The following is a 14427-nucleotide window of genomic DNA, read 5'->3' as shown; positions in this document are numbered from 1 at the left end:
ACCGGAGCGGAGCGCCAGCGGAGCGGAGGGCGCCGGTCAGTCTCCCTCCGGGGGGTCTGGGGGTCCGCCCCCAGAGGGTGCACTGCCGGCGACCGTAGCGGAGCGCCAGCGGAGCGGAGGGCGCCGGTCAGTCTCCCTCCGGGGGTCTGGGGGTCGCGCCCCCAGAGGGCGCCGGTCGAGCCCCTTCGGGGGATCTGGGGGCCGTCTCCGGGGGCGGTGAACGCGATATGTCTTGACTTCTCAGAGACGCGACATATCGTGTTAACTGACGGCAGGCCTCTCGGACGAAGGGCACATCGTGATGTCGCGCTGGACGATCGACGAACCGACCACCCTCGACTTCGACGGCGTGGTCGCGCTGAGGGTCACGCTGATCGCGGGCAGCGTGTCGGTGCTCGCCTCCGACGAGCGCCCCTCCATCATGGTCGGCGGCGTCGAGGGGCCGCCGCTGGTGGTCACGCACGAGGCGGGGATGCTGACCGTCACCCACGAGAAGATCTGGGAGGGCGTGCTCGGCTGGCTGCGCAACCAGAGGGTCCGCGCGGAGGTCACCGTGACCGTCCCGCACGACTGCCCGGTCAGCCTCAACCTGGTGTCGGCCGACGCGGTGGTGACCGGCACGACGGCCCGCACGTCGATCAAGAGCGCCTCGGGCGAGGTGACGCTCGACGGGGTGGCGGGCGCGGTCGACGCCAACACGGTCTCCGGCGCGGTCGAGGCGCAGGGCCTGGACGGGACGGTGTCGTTCACCTCCGTGTCCGGTGACCTGACGCTGGCCGGCGCGTCCGTCGAGCGGCTCGCGGCCCGGACGGTCAGCGGCCGCATCGCCGCCGACGTCGACCTGTCCGGGAGCGGCGGCGTCGAGGTGAACACGGTCTCGGGCGAGGTGGCGCTGCGCGTCCCGGCGTCCACGAGCGCGCAGGTGACGTTGAACTCGGCGGCGGGGCGGATCGAGACGTCCTTCCCGTTCGACCGGCAGGAACGCGCCGTCTCGCGCTCCGTCAGCGGGAAGATGGGGGACGGCTCGGGGCGGGTCGCGGTCAACACGGTGTCCGGCACGATCGCCCTCCTCGGCCGCGACGACGACGCCCCGGAGATCACCACACCCCGAATGGAGAAGTGACGACGTGAGCCCCGTCTTCGGCCACGGTCGCCTGCGGCTGTACCTGCTCAAGCTGCTGGAGGAGAGCCCGCGGCACGGCTACGAGGTGATCCGGCTCCTGCAGGACCGGTTCCTCGGGGTGTACTCGCCCTCCCCCGGCACCATCTACCCGCGGCTGGCCCGGCTGGAGGCCGAGGGCCTGGTCACCCATGAGGTGGTCAAGGGCAAGAAGGTGTACTCGCTGACCGACAAGGGACGCGAGGAGCTGGAGCGCCGGATGGACGAGCTGGCCGAACTGGAGGACGAGATCGCCGCCTCCGCGCAGGAGTTCGCGCGCGGCGTGCAGGAGGACGTCCGCCAGACCGTCCGGACGCTGCGGGAGGAGCTGACGCAGGCCGCCCGGACGATGCGCGACCAGGGCAAGGCCACGTCGAAGGACGCGTGGAAGGAGACCACCGAGCGCCAGAAGGACGAGTGGCGTCGGCAGAAGGAGCACTGGCGGGAGCAGACGCAGGCGTGGAAGGAGGAGTGGCGGCAGAACTGGGACGACGCCTGGAAGACGGCGACCGGCACCCGCGAGGACGTCGCCCGCCTCAAGCTGGAGCGCCTGCTGCGCCGGTTCGTCGAGGACGTCCGCAGGTCCGCGAAGAACGCCCGGTTGGACGACGACGACCTCGCCGCGGCGCAGGCCGTCCTCGACGAGGCGCGCGAGCGGCTGCGCAGCGAGATCTTCGACCGGGAGCCGTGACCGGGGGCTCCGGCCACGGTCTCCCCCACGGCGTCACGGCGTGAAGACGATCTTTCCGAAGAGGTCGCCCTCCGCCATCGCGGCGAAGCCCTCCTCCGCCCTGCCGAGCGGCAGGATCCGGTCGATCTGCGGCCGAACCCCGGTCTTGACCAGGAACCGCGCGAGCCGCTCCAGCTGGTCGCGGGTCCCCATCGTGGAGCCGACGATCTGGAGCTGGAGGAAGAACACGCGGTTCAGCTCGGCGGGCGGCACCTGGCCGCTGGTCGCGCCCGACACCACGACGCGCCCGCCGGGGCGCAGCGACTTCAGCGAGTGCGACCAGGTCGCCTGGCCGACGGTCTCGATCACGGCGTCGACCCGCTCGGGCAGCCGCGCGCCCGTCTCGAAGGCGGCGTCCGCCCCGATCTCCTCGGCGCGCTTGCGCTTGGCCTCGCTGCGGCTGGTCGCGTAGACGCGGTAGCCGGCGGCGGCCGCCAGCGCGATCGCCGCGGTCGCGACGCCCCCGCCCGCGCCCTGCACCAGCACGGACCCGCCGGGCTGGAGCCCGGCCTTGCCGAACAGCATCCGGTACGCTGTGAGCCACGCGGTCGGGAGGCAGGCCGCCTCCTCGAACGACAGCTCGGCCGGCTTGGGGACGAGGTTGCGGCGCGGCACCGCCACCTTCTCCGCGAGCGTCCCGGGGTGGACCTCCGACAGCAGCGACCGCTTGGGGTCGAGGGTCTCGTCGCCCCCGCCCCGGTCCGGGTCGCCGATTACCGAGTGGACGATGACCTCGTTGCCGTCCTCGTCGACCCCGGCCGCGTCGCCGCCGAGGATCATGGGGAGCCGGTCGGCGGTCAGGCCGACGCCCTTCAGCGACCACAGGTCGTGGTGGTTGAGCGCGGCGGCCTTCACCGTGACGGTCGTCCAGCCGTCCGGTACCTCGGGATCGGGCCGCTCCCCCAGCGTGAGCCCGTTCAGCGGATGGTCTGCGTCGATCTGTGTGGCCGTGACAGCGAACATGAACGCACACTAACCGCCGGCCGGCGAGCGAAACGGCCCGCCCCCGGCGTGTCGGGGACGGGCCGCGCGCCGGGCGTCACAGCACCTTGGACAGGAAGTCCTGCGTCCGGGGGTGCTTCGGGTTGCCGAGGACCTCCCGGGGGGTGCCCTCCTCGACCACGACGCCGCCGTCCATGAAGACCAGCGAGTCGCCGACCTCGCGGGCGAAGCCCATCTCGTGGGTCACCACGACCATGGTCATGCCGTCGAGGGCGAGCTGCTTCATGACCTCCAGGACCTCGCCGACGAGCTCGGGGTCCAGCGCGGAGGTGGGCTCGTCGAACAGCATCAGCGCGGGCTCCATGGCGAGGGCCCGCGCGATCGCGACGCGCTGCTGCTGCCCGCCGGACAGCTGCGCCGGGTAGCTGCCCACCTTGTCGCCGAGCCCGACCCGGGTGAGCAGGGCGACGGCCCGCTCCCTGGCCTGCGCCTTCGGCTGCCGCTTCACCCGTACCGGCGCCTCCATGACGTTCTCCAGCGCCGTCATGTGCGGGAACAGGTTGAACCGCTGGAACACCATGCCGATCTCGCGGCGCTGGGCGGCGACCTCCCGGTCGCGCAGCTCGTAGAGCTTGCCGCCCGACTCCCGGTAGCCGACGAGGTGGCCGTTCACCCACAGCCGCCCCGCGTTGATCTTCTCCAGGTGGTTGATGCAGCGCAGGAAGGTCGACTTGCCCAAGCCGGACGGGCCGACCACGCACATCACCTCGCCGGGCCTGACCTCCAGGTCGATGCCCTTCAGCACTTCAAGGCGCCCGAACGACTTGTGCACCGCCTCGGCCTTGACCATCAGCCCGCCGCTCGCGGGCTCCGGGACGCCGGCCGGGGCGTCGCCCACGATGTCCTCGCCTCCGCTCACTGGCCGCCTCCTCCGCCGCGGAAGCGGAGCCGCTGCCTGGCCTCCGCCCCCTTGCTGGTGCCCCGGCTGTAGTACCGCTCCAGGTAGAACTGCCCGATCATCATGACCGAGGAGATCAGGAGGTACCACAGGCAGGCCATCACCAGCATCGGAATGATCTTGTAGGTGGTGGCGTAGATGGTCTGCGCCGTGAAGGTCAGCTCCGAGTACGGGATGGCCGCGACGAGCGAGGTGTTCTTCAGCATCGAGATCGCCTCGTTGCCCGTCGGCGGGACGATGACGCGCATCGACTGCGGCAGCACGATGCGCCGCATCGTCTGCATCCGGGACATGCCGAGCGCGCTCGCGGCCTCCTGCTGGCCCTCGTCCACCGACAGGATGCCGGCCCGGACGATCTCGGCCATGTAGGCGGCCTCGTTGAGGATGAGCCCCAGCGCCGCCGCCAGCGCGGCGTTGACCAGTTCCTGCGTCTTCCACGTCTCGAACTCGGGGCCGAAGGGGATCCCGATCCCGACCGTCGGGAACAGCGTGCCGATCGCGCCCCAGATGAGCAGCTGCGTGTAGAGCGGCGTGCCGCGGAAGAACCACAGGTACACCCAGGCGGCACCGCTCAGCAGAGGGTTGGCCGACAGCCGCATCAGCGCCAGCACGATGCCGAGCACGACACCGCCGACCATGGCCGCCAGGGTGAGCCAGACCGTGTTCCGGACGCCCTTGAGCACCGGATCCGAGAACAGGTACTTCCACTGCTCCGACCAGTCGAGCGCCTTGCTGGTCAGGAGGAAGTGGATGAACATGGCGACCAGCACGAGGACGACCGCCGCCCCGAGCCAGCGCCCCGGATGCCGGACGGGGACGGCCTTGATCGCCTCAGGCCGCCCCTTGCCGGCGTCGTTGTCGACCGTCATGCGATCAGCTCTGCGCCCCGTTGATCTTCGGTTCGGTGATCGCGCCGCTCTCCACGCCGGCGTCGGTGAGGATCTTCTTGTAGGTGCCGTCGGCGATCAGGGCCTTGAGCGCGCCCTGGATGGCCTCCTTGAGCTGGCCGGAGTTCTTGCCGACCGCGTAGCCGTAGGGCGCGGTGTCGTAGGTCTGGCCGATGATCTCCAGCTTGCCGCCGGTCTTCTTCACCGCGTCGCCGACGATGGGCGAGTCGGCGGCCATGCCGTCGACCTTCCCCGCGACGAGGTCGTTGTTGACCTCGGTCTGCTGCTTGCGGACGACGCTCTTGATGGCCGGCTTGCCCGCGTCGGTGCACTTCTTGCTGCGCGCCGCGAGGTCGTCGACCTGCACGGTGCCCTGCTGGACGCCGACGGACTTGCCGCAGGCGTCGTCGGGGTTGACGCCCTTCGGGTTGCCCTTCAGCACGGCCCAGGACGTCCCGGCCGAGTAGTAGGTGACGAAGTCGACGGCCTGCTCGCGCTCCTTCGTGTCGGTGAAGGAGGAGATGCCGGCCTCGTACTTGCCGGACTGGACGCCGGGGATGATCGTGTCGAAGCCCGCGTTGCTGTACTGGGTCTTCAGGCCGAGCTTGGCCGCGACGGCGTTGAAGAGGTCGACGTCCCATCCGACGATCTTCTGCGAGGCCGGGTCGACGGACTCGTTGGGCGGGTACGAGGCGTCCGTGCCGATCGAGATCTTCCCGTCGCTCTTGATCGCGGCCGGGACCATGGCCGCGAGCTTGCTGTCCACGCTCGTGTTCGAGGCCGCGGAGCCCGAGTCGCCAGAGTCGTTGCTGTCGCCGCATGCGGACAGCGCGAGCGCGCCCGTCAGTACGAGCGCGCTCGCCGCGAGGGCGCGGCGGCGCAGAGAACCGGTGCTCACTGGTCCCCCTCCTGGTGGTTTCGTCGGATCCGCGTAGATCCGAAGGTCAGGTGCATAGTTTGGCGTACAACGTCCCTGATCTGGATAAAGGGTGCGAAACAATCACGCAACGAGGCGAACCCGGATCCGCCAGTGTTCAGGGGTATGCCCTACGCAACGCGACCGACCCACCACCGTGTGGGCACGGTCACGTGACGGTCACCACCCACCCCGGCCCCCGGGCGGGCCCGACCCCCTGTGGCACAATCAGACAACGGGTGACCCCCGTGCGTCGCGAGATCCACCGGGTGACCGGCCACACCACACCACCACGCGGCGGCATCTCAAGAAAGCCAACTTTCACAGACAGGGGTCGCTGTGGCTGCTGAGCCCATTCCCACTGAACCGCCCTCACTGGACGACGATCCGGCCTTCCCGCTGCACCGCGGCGGCAAGCTGGAGATGCGCTCGACCATCCCCGTCCGCAACAAGGACGACCTCTCGCTGGCCTACACGCCGGGCGTCGCCCGCGTGTGCACCGCGATCGCCGACAACCCCGAGCTGGCCTACGACTACACCTGGACCTCCAAGGTCGTCGCCGTCGTGACCGACGGCACCGCGGTGCTCGGGCTCGGCGACATCGGCCCGGCGGCGTCCATGCCGGTCATGGAGGGCAAGTCGCTGCTGTTCAAGGAGTTCGCGAACGTCGACTCCGTGCCGATCGCGCTGAGCTGCACGGACGTCGACGAGATCGTCGACACCGTGATCCGGATGGCGCCGAGCTTCGGCGGCATCAACCTGGAGGACATCAGCGCCCCCCGCTGCTTCGAGATCGAGGACCGGCTGCGCGCCGCCCTCGACATCCCCGTCTTCCACGACGACCAGCACGGCACCGCGATCGTGGCGCTCGCCGCCCTCACCAACGCGGCGCGCTTCGTCGGCAAACCGCTGTCGGAGCTGCGCGCGGTCGTGGCGGGCGCGGGCGCGTCCGGCATCGCGGTCTCGCAGATCCTGATCGAGGCGGGCATCGGCGACATCGCCCTGTCCGACAGCAAGGGCATCATCCACGAGGGGCGCGACGGCCTGAACCCCGTCAAGGAGCGCATCGCCGCGATCACCAACCGCTCGCACCTGAAGGGCTCCACGGAGGAGGCGCTGCGCGGCGCCGACGTGTTCATCGGCCTGTCCGGCAGCACCGTCCACGAGTCGTGCGTCGCCACGATGTCGGACAGCGCGATCGTCTTCGCCCTCTCCAACCCGACCCCCGAGGTGCACCCCGAGGTCGCCCGCCGGCACGCCAAGGTCGTCGCGACCGGCCGCAGCGACTACCCGAACCAGATCAACAACGTGCTCGCGTTCCCCGGCATCTTCCGCGGCGCGCTGGACGTCCGGGCCCACACCATCACCGAGGGGATGAAGCTGGCGGCGGCGAACGCCCTCGCCGGCATCGTCGGCGACGACCTGACCGCCGACTACGTCATCCCCGGCCCGTTCGACGACCGCGTCGCCCCGGCCGTCACTGCCGCGGTGGCCGCCAAGGCCCGCGAGGAGGGCGTCGCCCGCATCTGATCCTCCCGGCGGCCCGTGTTCCGCTCCGGAACACGGGCCGCCGGCCGGTCAGAGCGGTGGCCGGCCGCGTCAGGACGGTTCCACGTGGTTGTTCTCCCACGCCCAGGTGACGATTCCGACGCGGTTCCGCACCCCCAGCTTGGTCTGGATGCCCGACAGGTGGCTCTTGACGGTGCTGAGCGAGATGAACAGCTCGGCGGCGATCTCCTGGTTGGTGAGGCCGCGCGCGAGGGCCCGGACGACTTCGAGCTCGCGGTCCGACAGGGGCGGGGGCCGCTCGGCGCGCGGCGGCGCCGAGGCGGCCGCGAGGTGCCGCAGCAGCCGGACCGTGACGGCGGGCGAGACCAGCGCCTCGCCGTTGCGGGCGGCGCGGACCGCCTCGACGAGCAGCGCGGGCCCCGCGTCCTTGAGGACGAAGCCGCACGCACCGCCGCGCAGCGCCCCGTACACGTACTCGTCCAGGTCGAACGTGGTGACCACGACGACCCGCATCGGGTCGGGCACCTGCGGGCCGGCCAGCGCGCGGGTCACCGCGATGCCGTCGAGCCGGGGCATCCGGATGTCCACCAGGCACACGTCCGGCCGGAGACGCCGGGCCAGGTCGACCGCCTCGGCCCCGTCGACCGCCTCCCCGACGACGGTGATGTCGGGCTGGTCCTCGAGGATGAGCCGCAGCCCGCGGCGGACCATCGCCTGGTCGTCGGCGAGGAGGACCGAGATGGTCATCGGGACCGCCCCGCGGGGACGGGCAGCGCCGCCCGGACGGACCAGCCGCCGCCCGGCCGCGGTCCGGCGCGCAGCGACCCGCCCAGCGACTCGACGCGCTCGCGCATGCCGATCAGTCCGTAACCGCCGCGATGGGGGTGCCGGGCCGGGGCCGCCGGGGCGTCGTCGGCGACCTCGACGGTGACGCCCTCGGGGCCCTGCGCGACGGTGACCGTGACGGACCGGGCCCCGGGCGCGTGCCGCAGCACGTTCGTCAGCGCCTCCCGGGCGACGCGGTACACGGTGGTGGTCACCTCCGGCGGCCACGCGGCGTCCGCGTTCCCGTCCGGCATGCTCAGCCGCACCTCCGGGCCCTGCAGGCGGAACCGCTCCACCAGCGCGCCGAGGCGCTCCGGCCCGGGGGACGCCGGCGCCGCGTCGTCGGCGTCGCGCAGCAGCCCGACGACCCGCCGCATCGCGGCCAGGGCCTCGGTGCCCGCGGCCTCCATCTCGCCGAGGTACCCGCTCACCTGCTCCGGGTTCCTCCGCGCGACCACCTGGGCGCCCTGCGCCTGGACCACCATGCCCGTGATGTGGTGGGCCACGACGTCGTGCAGCTCCCGGGCCAGCTCCAGCCGCTCGGCCCGGCGGACCTGCTCGGCCACCCCGCGCGCCCGCGCGTCCAGGAGCCGCAGCGCCAGCCCGACGCCGACGGCGGCCAGCCAGACCAGGCCGTCCAGCGCCGTCACCGCCGCGAGGCCCGCGGGCGGCGGGCCGGCGGCGAGCTGACCGGCGATGATCACCGCCGGTCCGGCGGCCGTGACGGCGGCGGCCGGCGCCGGCGGGAGGATCCGGAGCGCGGAGCCGGTCAGCACCGCCAGCCCCAGGGTCATCGCCGGGCTGGGCTCGGCGGGAAGGTCGCGACCGGCCGCGCGGACGCCGGCGATGGCGGCCCCCGCGAGGGCGAACCCCGCGGCCGCCGGCCAGAGCGGCCGGCGCAGCCCCAGCAGCGCCGGGACGCACACCGCCGCCGCGGAGACGCCGCCCGGGACCCAGTACCAGGAACCCCAGCTCTGCGCGATGGCGACGGCCTGCGCGGTGATCGCCGCGAGGAACACGACGCCCAGCCCGGCCACGGAGACGCCCCGGCCCCACCCGCCCGGATCGGTCATGCGGGCCAGATTATCGACGCGCCGTCCGGCGGCGCACCCGGACGGATCCGTGCCCGCCGCGCCCTCATCGCTTCCCATCGCCACCGGGCGGGGCGAACGCGCGGAGCAGCGGCCCGGCCACGAGAGCACCGGCCACCAGCACCGTGGCCAGGGCCGTCGAGGCCGTGGAGGACGTGGGACCCGAGACCCATGAGAGCGCGATCACCGCGGCGCCGCCCGCGGCGACGGCGGCGGCCGACGGCACCGGCAGCGCTCTGAGGGAGGAGCCGATGAGCACGGCGAGGGCCAGGGCCGCCACCGGCGACGGTTCCTGCGGCAGTTCGGCGGCCATGGAGACCCCCACCGCACCGGCCGCCACGGCGACGCCCGCGGCGGCGGGCCAGGCGCGCCGCCGCCGGAGCAGCGCCAGCCCGCACATCACCACCGCGACGGCGGTGGTGTAGAGCCAGTAGGCGCCGCCCCAGCTGCGGATGAGCATGAACGCCGTGAAGGCGATGCCCAGGGCGAAGACCACGCCCAGCCCCGCGTTGACCAGCACGTCCGGTTTCGCCGGAGATCCTCCGGCACCATTTCGATGACTGTTTCCAAGCGACATGAGAGACCTGGTTTCGCTTTCGGGGAATCGTCGCTTCACGCGCGCCGGACGCGCCGCAGAGAGACGGCGGTGAGGAGCGCGCAGGCCAAGAGGTACAGCCCGGTTTCGGCCAGCTGGAAGCCCCAGTAACGGCCGCTGGGCTGGTATTCGACGTCGACGTGCAGGTCGAGTCCGGCCAGGCACACCGCGGTGTCGCCGAACGTGCCGCCGGCACCGGTCTTCGCCGGGGTGTCGAGACACGCGTTGAACTGCTTCCCCCCGATCGTCCGCCCGTCCGCGGTGCGCAGCGGGCTGGTGTCGCTGATCCACGCGTCCGGCGCGCCGGGCACCTGCAGCCCGCCGATGACGGGGGCGCCGGTGATGCTGCCCAGGCTTCTGGCCTGGTTGATGGTCTGCGCCGTCATCGGCAGGGACGTCTTCTCCGGCGGCATGAGGTGCGGACGCACCAGGTTCGGCACCGCGAACTGGACGACGAGGAAGACGACGCCCGTGATGGCCATGGCCGGAAGCGTCCGGCGGACGAACAGGCCGACGGTGGTGCCGAGGACGAAGGAGAGCAGGGCGTAGCCGATCGGGGCGATGTTGCGGGCACCGAACTCGATCGTCCCGAACCGGTCGGCGGCGACCTCGTCGTACGGGGAGGCCGCCCAGGTGAGCAGCAGGGCGGCCAGGCCCGCCAGGATCATCGCGGCCAGGCCGACGAACGCCATCCTGCCGATCAGCCAGCGGCGCCGCGTCACGCTCTGGTTCCACACCAGCCGGTGGGTGCCGAGTTCCAGTTCCCGGGCGATCAGCGGCGCCCCCCAGAACACGCCGATGACGACGGCGAGCAGCTGGAGTCCGGCGGCGAGGAACAGCAGCGGGTTCATGTAGGCGCCCTGGAACTGCGCGACGGCCTGGGCGCAGGCGGCGGCGTCGGTGCACCGGGACCGGTAGGCGTCGTGCGCGTCCCGGATGTCCATGCCCAGGTACAGCAGGTAGGCGGCGATCAGGACGAGCCCGGCCGCCCCGGCGACCGCCTGGAGGCGGAACTGCCGCCAGTTCAACCAGATCATCGCGATCCCTCCCGGACCTGGGCGGCGGGCGCGCTCGCCCGCGACATGTACGCGAGCACCAGCTCTTCGAGCGTGACGGGCCCGGCCCGGAACGGAAGCTCCGACGGCGGGAGGCCGGTCCGCACGACCGCGCCGCCGGGCTCCGCCCGGACGACCTCGACGCCCGCGGGCAGCGGGCCGGGGTCGCCGCCGGGCGCGGCCAGCCGGTGGTGGCCGGCCAGCAGGTCCCGGACGTCGCCGGCCACCTGGACCCGCGCGTCGCACAGCACGATGAGGTAGTCGCAGACCTGCTCGATGTCGCCGAGCAGGTGCGAGGACAGCACGGCGCCGGCGCCGAGCTCCGCGACGAACTCCATCAGGTTCGCCAGGAACCCCTGGCGCGCCAGGGGGTCCAGCGCGGCGGCCGGCTCGTCGAAGATCAGCAGTTCGGGCCGCTTGGCGGCGGCGACGGTCAGCGCCAGCTGCGCGCGTTGACCGCCCGACAGCCGTCCCGCCTTCTGCTTCGGGTTCAGCCCGACCTGCCCTATGCGCCGTTCGGCCAGCCCTTGGTCCCAGGACGGGTTCAGGCGCGCCCCCATGCGCAGGTGGTCGGCCACGCTGAACGACGGATACACCGGAGTGTTCTGCGCCACGAACCCGACTCTGGCCAGGTGCGCGGCGCTCGCCGCCGGCCGGGACCCGAGAACGCGCAGGGAGCCCGACGTCGGCTCCAGCAGCCCGCAGGCCAGGTTCAGCAGCGTCGACTTGCCGGCCCCGTTCGGGCCCACCAGGCCCACGACGCGCCCGGCCGGGACGTGCAGATCGACGTCGCTCAACGCCTCCCTGCGTCCGTATCTCTTCGTCAGTCCCTCGGCATGCAGCATCGGGACCGGATCTTCAAGTGGCATGACGGAATCGTCGGCGACGGCGCCGCCTCGGGGCACCGGCGCAAAGGACGGTTCCCGCCGGCGGTCGTCGTACTTTCGGCCGGTTCGACGCCGGCGCTCCGCGGGACGCGGCTCAGGTCACCGCGTCCGCCGCGGGACCGGGCGCGGGCGCGGCCAGTAGCGGCCCACGACACGCCCCACGACGAGGTCGTCGGCGACGGGGCCGAAATCCCAGCTGTCCCTTCCGCCGAGGGCACGCTGGTTGTCGCTCTCCAGCCACCATCCGTCCGCCGACCGGTGCGAGACGCGCTTCACGATGAGCAGTCCGCTGCGCTCCGGGTGCTCGGCGACGACCACGGCGCCGGGCGCGGGACGGGCGCCCTCGCGGACGACGAGCCAGTCCCCCGGCCGCAGCCCGGGCAGCATCGAGTCTCCGGTGACCTCGACGGTCCGCAGCCTCCGCGCGGCGAGCGCGACCGCCGCCGCCCCCGCCAGGCCGCACAGCAGCGGGGTCCGGATCCGCATGGTCCTCCTCGTCGGCCCGCATACTTCCGCGGGCGGCGGTCACAAACAGTGCTGGAGAGGTTCCGGGCCCGACGGCCCGGGTCTTAGGCCGAATTACCGAGTGCCCTGCCCGGACGGGCCCCGGTGCACAAGGGTAATGTCGGTGACCTGAGCATGATCCGCAACGAGGGAAGGGAATCGCAGGTGTTGCTCAAGCTTCTGCGCCCGAAGACCACGGTGTCTGCGCACTGCGATCTGCCGTGCGGCGTCTACGACCCGGCGCAGGCCCGGATCGAGGCCGAGTCCGTGAAGGCGATCTGTGAGAAGTACGCCGCCAACGAGGACCCGGAGTTCCGCGCCCGGGCGATCCTGATCAAGGAGCAGCGCTCGCAGCTGGTCAAGGAGCACCTGTGGGTGCTGTGGACCGACTACTTCAAGCCGCCGCACTTCGAGAAGTACCCGCAGCTGCACCAGCTGTTCAACGAGGCCACCAAGCTCGCGGGCGCCGCCGGCACCAAGGGCAGCATGGACACCAAGGCCGCCGAGGACCTGCTCGCGAAGATCGCTGAGATCGACAAGATCTTCTGGGAGACCAAGCAGGGCTGAGCGCGTCCAGCTCACCGCGAGGGCCGTCCGCTCCAGGACGGCCCTCGCGGCTTGTCATGGGGCGATCAAGCGGGCGAGGGACGGGCGGCCCGAGTGAGGGCGTCGCCGGTGAGGCGGTAGACCGTCCACTCGTCCTGCGGGCGGGCGCCGAGGGCCTTGTAGAACCCGATCGCCGGCTCGTTCCAGTCCAGGACCGACCATTCGACGCGCCCGTAGCCGCGGTCGTCGGCGACGCGGGCCAGCTCGGTGAGCAGGGCCTTGCCGTAGCCGTGGCCGCGGTACTCCGGCTCGACGTACAGGTCCTCCAGGTAGATGCCGTGCGTGCCGTTCCATGTGGAGAACGACAGGAACCACACGGCGAACCCGACGACCCGTCCGTCGTGCTCGGCGACGTGGGCGAAGACCTTGGGGTCGTCGCCGAACAGCCGGTCCCGCAGCTGGTCCTCGGTCGCCTTCACCTCGTGGCGGGCGCGCTCGTACTCGGCCAGTTCGTGGACCAGCCGCAGGATCTCCGGGACGTCGCCGGTCGTCGCGTAACGAATCACACGTGGAAGGCTATTCGAGCGGCGGCAGTGCGGCGTCGGGGTCGGCCCACCGGTCGTTGGGGACGAGCGGGTACCAGCCCGGGCGGCCGGGGTCGCGGTCGTAGGGATAGCCGCCGAGCTCCCTGTACAGCTCCGCGTACTCGGCCAGCTTGTCGCGGTCCAGGCTGACGCCAAGGCCGGGCCCCGACGGAACCGGGATCCTGCCGCCGGAGTACCGCATCGGCCCGCCCTCGATGACGTCGTCGGCGAGGTGGTGGTAGTGCGCGTCGGCGGCGTAGGTGAGGTTGGGCAGGACGGCGCCGAGGTGCAGCATGGTGGCGAGCTGGATGCCGAGCTCGCCGGAGGAGTGGACGGCGACGCCGATCTGGAACGTCTCGCACACCCCGGCGGCCTTCACGCACGCCCGGATGCCGCCCCAGAACGTGGTGTCGAGCAGGACGACGTCCGCGCTGCGGCGCAGCACGTTCGCGGCGAGCTGCTCGAAGTTCACGACGACGGTGTTGGTGGCGAGCGGGACGTTGACGCGCTCGCGGACGAGGCGCAGCCCCTCCAGCCCGAGGACGGGGTCCTCCAGGTAGTCGTTGGGCAGGTCCTCGATGGCCTTCCCGAACCGCAGGCCCTCCTCCAGGCTCAGCACGGAGTTCGGGTCGTAGCGGAAGCGGTCGCCGGGGAACGCCTCGGCGAGCGCCTTGTAGCACTCCAGCTCGTGGGCCGGGGGGAACACCCCGCCCTTCAGCTTGTGGACGGTGAACCCGTGCGCGTCCTTGAGCGCGCGGGCGTGCTCGACGAGCTGCTCGGGGGTGCGGACCTCCGGCGAGCCCCCCGCGCCCGGATAGCGGTAGAACAGGTAGGACGCGAACGGGACGGAGTCGCGGATGCGTCCGCCGAGCAGGTCGTGCACCGGGACGCCGAGGTGCCGGCCGACGAGGTCGAGGCACGCGAACTCGATGGCGGCCAGCATCTGGGTGCGGTTGTTGTACAGGCTCGCCGTCGGATTGGCGATCTTGAAGCGGAGCGCCTCCAGCTCGAACGGGTCGTGGCCCTCCAGGTGCGGGGCGAGGGCCTGGAAGGCGGCCTCGGCGCTCTGCCCGCCCCCGCCCATCTCACCGAGCCCGACCAGGCCGTTGTCGGCCTCGACCTCGACGATCGTCCGGACGAAGCGGCCCCAGTGCGCGCCGTTGCTGTGCAGGAGGGGGGCCTCCAGCGGCACGGTGACCGTGGTGGCGCGGATACCTGTGATCTTCATGTGTCCCCGAT

General features: G+C 72.1%; 16 protein-coding genes. 4 read left to right on the top strand and 12 right to left on the bottom strand.

What is annotated here, in order from left to right; all coding sequences use genetic code 11:
* Positions 1-301 precede the first annotated feature (301 nt).
* Complete coding sequence (locus AB0K37_RS08375) at positions 302-1123, top strand: DUF4097 family beta strand repeat-containing protein (RefSeq protein WP_363976738.1); 822 nt, start codon at positions 302-304, stop codon at positions 1121-1123.
* A gap of 4 nt (positions 1124-1127) precedes the next feature.
* Positions 1128-1850 carry a PadR family transcriptional regulator gene (locus AB0K37_RS08370; RefSeq protein ID WP_363976735.1) on the top strand — a complete coding sequence of 241 codons (723 nt, stop codon included), beginning with the start codon at positions 1128-1130 and terminating at the stop codon, positions 1848-1850.
* A 33-nt stretch (positions 1851-1883) separates the two neighbouring features.
* On the opposite strand, the gene AB0K37_RS08365 is transcribed toward AB0K37_RS08370, so the two are convergent.
* The 4 genes from AB0K37_RS08365 to AB0K37_RS08350 form a co-directional block, all read right to left on the bottom strand.
* A complete protein-coding gene (locus AB0K37_RS08365; protein WP_363976732.1) occupies positions 1884-2852 on the bottom strand; it encodes a zinc-binding dehydrogenase in 969 nt (322 codons plus the stop codon).
* Between the two features lie 76 nt (positions 2853-2928).
* Positions 2929-3681: an amino acid ABC transporter ATP-binding protein gene (locus tag AB0K37_RS08360; protein WP_363976741.1), complete on the bottom strand. Its 753-nt coding sequence runs from the start codon at positions 3679-3681 to the stop codon at positions 2929-2931.
* 65 nt (positions 3682-3746) lie between these two features.
* A complete protein-coding gene (locus tag AB0K37_RS08355; protein WP_363976730.1) occupies positions 3747-4658 on the bottom strand; it encodes an amino acid ABC transporter permease in 912 nt (303 codons plus the stop codon).
* Between the two features lie 4 nt (positions 4659-4662).
* A complete protein-coding gene (locus AB0K37_RS08350) occupies positions 4663-5574 on the bottom strand; it encodes an ABC transporter substrate-binding protein (protein WP_363976728.1) in 912 nt (303 codons plus the stop codon).
* Positions 5575-5931: 357 nt separating this feature from the next.
* Here AB0K37_RS08350 and AB0K37_RS08345 point away from each other — a divergent pair, with 357 nt between their 5' ends.
* A complete protein-coding gene (locus tag AB0K37_RS08345; protein WP_363976725.1) occupies positions 5932-7122 on the top strand; it encodes an NADP-dependent malic enzyme in 1191 nt (396 codons plus the stop codon).
* Positions 7123-7191: 69 nt separating this feature from the next.
* On the opposite strand, the gene AB0K37_RS08340 is transcribed toward AB0K37_RS08345, so the two are convergent.
* The 6 genes from AB0K37_RS08340 to sodX all read right to left on the bottom strand — a co-directional run bounded on the left by AB0K37_RS08340 (position 7192) and on the right by sodX (position 12040).
* Positions 7192-7848, bottom strand: coding sequence for a response regulator transcription factor (locus tag AB0K37_RS08340; protein WP_363976722.1), 657 nt, complete (start codon positions 7846-7848; stop codon positions 7192-7194).
* The gene (locus AB0K37_RS08335) at positions 7845-8999 is read right to left on the bottom strand and encodes a histidine kinase (protein WP_363976720.1); all 1155 of its coding nucleotides are present in this window, start codon (positions 8997-8999) and stop codon (positions 7845-7847) included. Before AB0K37_RS08335 ends, AB0K37_RS08340 begins: the two co-directional genes overlap by 4 nt.
* 64 nt (positions 9000-9063) lie before the next feature.
* Positions 9064-9537 (bottom strand): hypothetical protein, encoded by a 474-nt coding sequence (locus AB0K37_RS08330; protein ID WP_363976718.1) that lies wholly within the window; start codon positions 9535-9537, stop codon positions 9064-9066.
* Between the two features lie 92 nt (positions 9538-9629).
* Entirely contained in the window at positions 9630-10649 is a 1020-nt protein-coding gene (locus AB0K37_RS08325) for an ABC transporter permease subunit (protein ID WP_363976715.1), read from the bottom strand.
* On the bottom strand, positions 10646-11464 hold the full coding sequence (locus AB0K37_RS08320; protein ID WP_363976712.1) for an ABC transporter ATP-binding protein: 819 nt from the start codon (positions 11462-11464) through the stop codon (positions 10646-10648). Before AB0K37_RS08320 ends, AB0K37_RS08325 begins: the two co-directional genes overlap by 4 nt.
* 189 nt (positions 11465-11653) lie before the next feature.
* Complete coding sequence (gene sodX, locus AB0K37_RS08315) at positions 11654-12040, bottom strand: nickel-type superoxide dismutase maturation protease (RefSeq protein WP_363976710.1); 387 nt, start codon at positions 12038-12040, stop codon at positions 11654-11656.
* Between the two features lie 183 nt (positions 12041-12223).
* Here sodX and sodN point away from each other — a divergent pair, with 183 nt between their 5' ends.
* Positions 12224-12625, top strand: coding sequence for a superoxide dismutase, Ni (gene sodN / locus AB0K37_RS08310; RefSeq protein WP_345183267.1), 402 nt, complete (start codon positions 12224-12226; stop codon positions 12623-12625).
* A gap of 65 nt (positions 12626-12690) precedes the next feature.
* Here the strand turns inward: sodN and AB0K37_RS08305 are convergent, their stop codons facing one another.
* Together AB0K37_RS08305 and AB0K37_RS08300 are read right to left on the bottom strand one after the other, a co-directional pair.
* On the bottom strand, positions 12691-13170 hold the full coding sequence (locus AB0K37_RS08305; RefSeq protein WP_363976707.1) for a GNAT family N-acetyltransferase: 480 nt from the start codon (positions 13168-13170) through the stop codon (positions 12691-12693).
* 10 nt (positions 13171-13180) lie between these two features.
* Positions 13181-14416 (bottom strand): enolase C-terminal domain-like protein, encoded by a 1236-nt coding sequence (locus AB0K37_RS08300; RefSeq protein ID WP_363976705.1) that lies wholly within the window; start codon positions 14414-14416, stop codon positions 13181-13183.
* Positions 14417-14427 lie beyond the last annotated feature (11 nt).

Origin of the sequence: Actinomadura sp. NPDC049753 (assembly GCF_040674655.1) — a bacterium.
Lineage (GTDB): Bacteria > Actinomycetota > Actinomycetes > Streptosporangiales > Streptosporangiaceae > Spirillospora > Spirillospora verrucosospora.
This window is presented reverse-complemented; position numbering and strand designations above follow the sequence as displayed.

Coding starts and splice junctions, on each gene's coding strand:
- sodX (WP_363976710.1), bottom strand. CDS start 12,040: ATGCGGATCCGGACCCCGCTGCTGTGCGGCCTGGCGGGGGCGGCGGCG.
- AB0K37_RS08335 (WP_363976720.1), bottom strand. CDS start 8,999: ATGACCGATCCGGGCGGGTGGGGCCGGGGCGTCTCCGTGGCCGGGCTG.
- AB0K37_RS08325 (WP_363976715.1), bottom strand. CDS start 10,649: ATGATCTGGTTGAACTGGCGGCAGTTCCGCCTCCAGGCGGTCGCCGGG.
- AB0K37_RS08360 (WP_363976741.1), bottom strand. CDS start 3,681: ATGGTCAAGGCCGAGGCGGTGCACAAGTCGTTCGGGCGCCTTGAAGTG.
- AB0K37_RS08365 (WP_363976732.1), bottom strand. CDS start 2,852: ATGTTCGCTGTCACGGCCACACAGATCGACGCAGACCATCCGCTGAAC.
- AB0K37_RS08375 (WP_363976738.1), top strand. CDS start 302: ATGTCGCGCTGGACGATCGACGAACCGACCACCCTCGACTTCGACGGC.
- AB0K37_RS08300 (WP_363976705.1), bottom strand. CDS start 14,416: ATGAAGATCACAGGTATCCGCGCCACCACGGTCACCGTGCCGCTGGAG.
- AB0K37_RS08355 (WP_363976730.1), bottom strand. CDS start 4,658: ATGACGGTCGACAACGACGCCGGCAAGGGGCGGCCTGAGGCGATCAAG.
- AB0K37_RS08340 (WP_363976722.1), bottom strand. CDS start 7,848: ATGACCATCTCGGTCCTCCTCGCCGACGACCAGGCGATGGTCCGCCGC.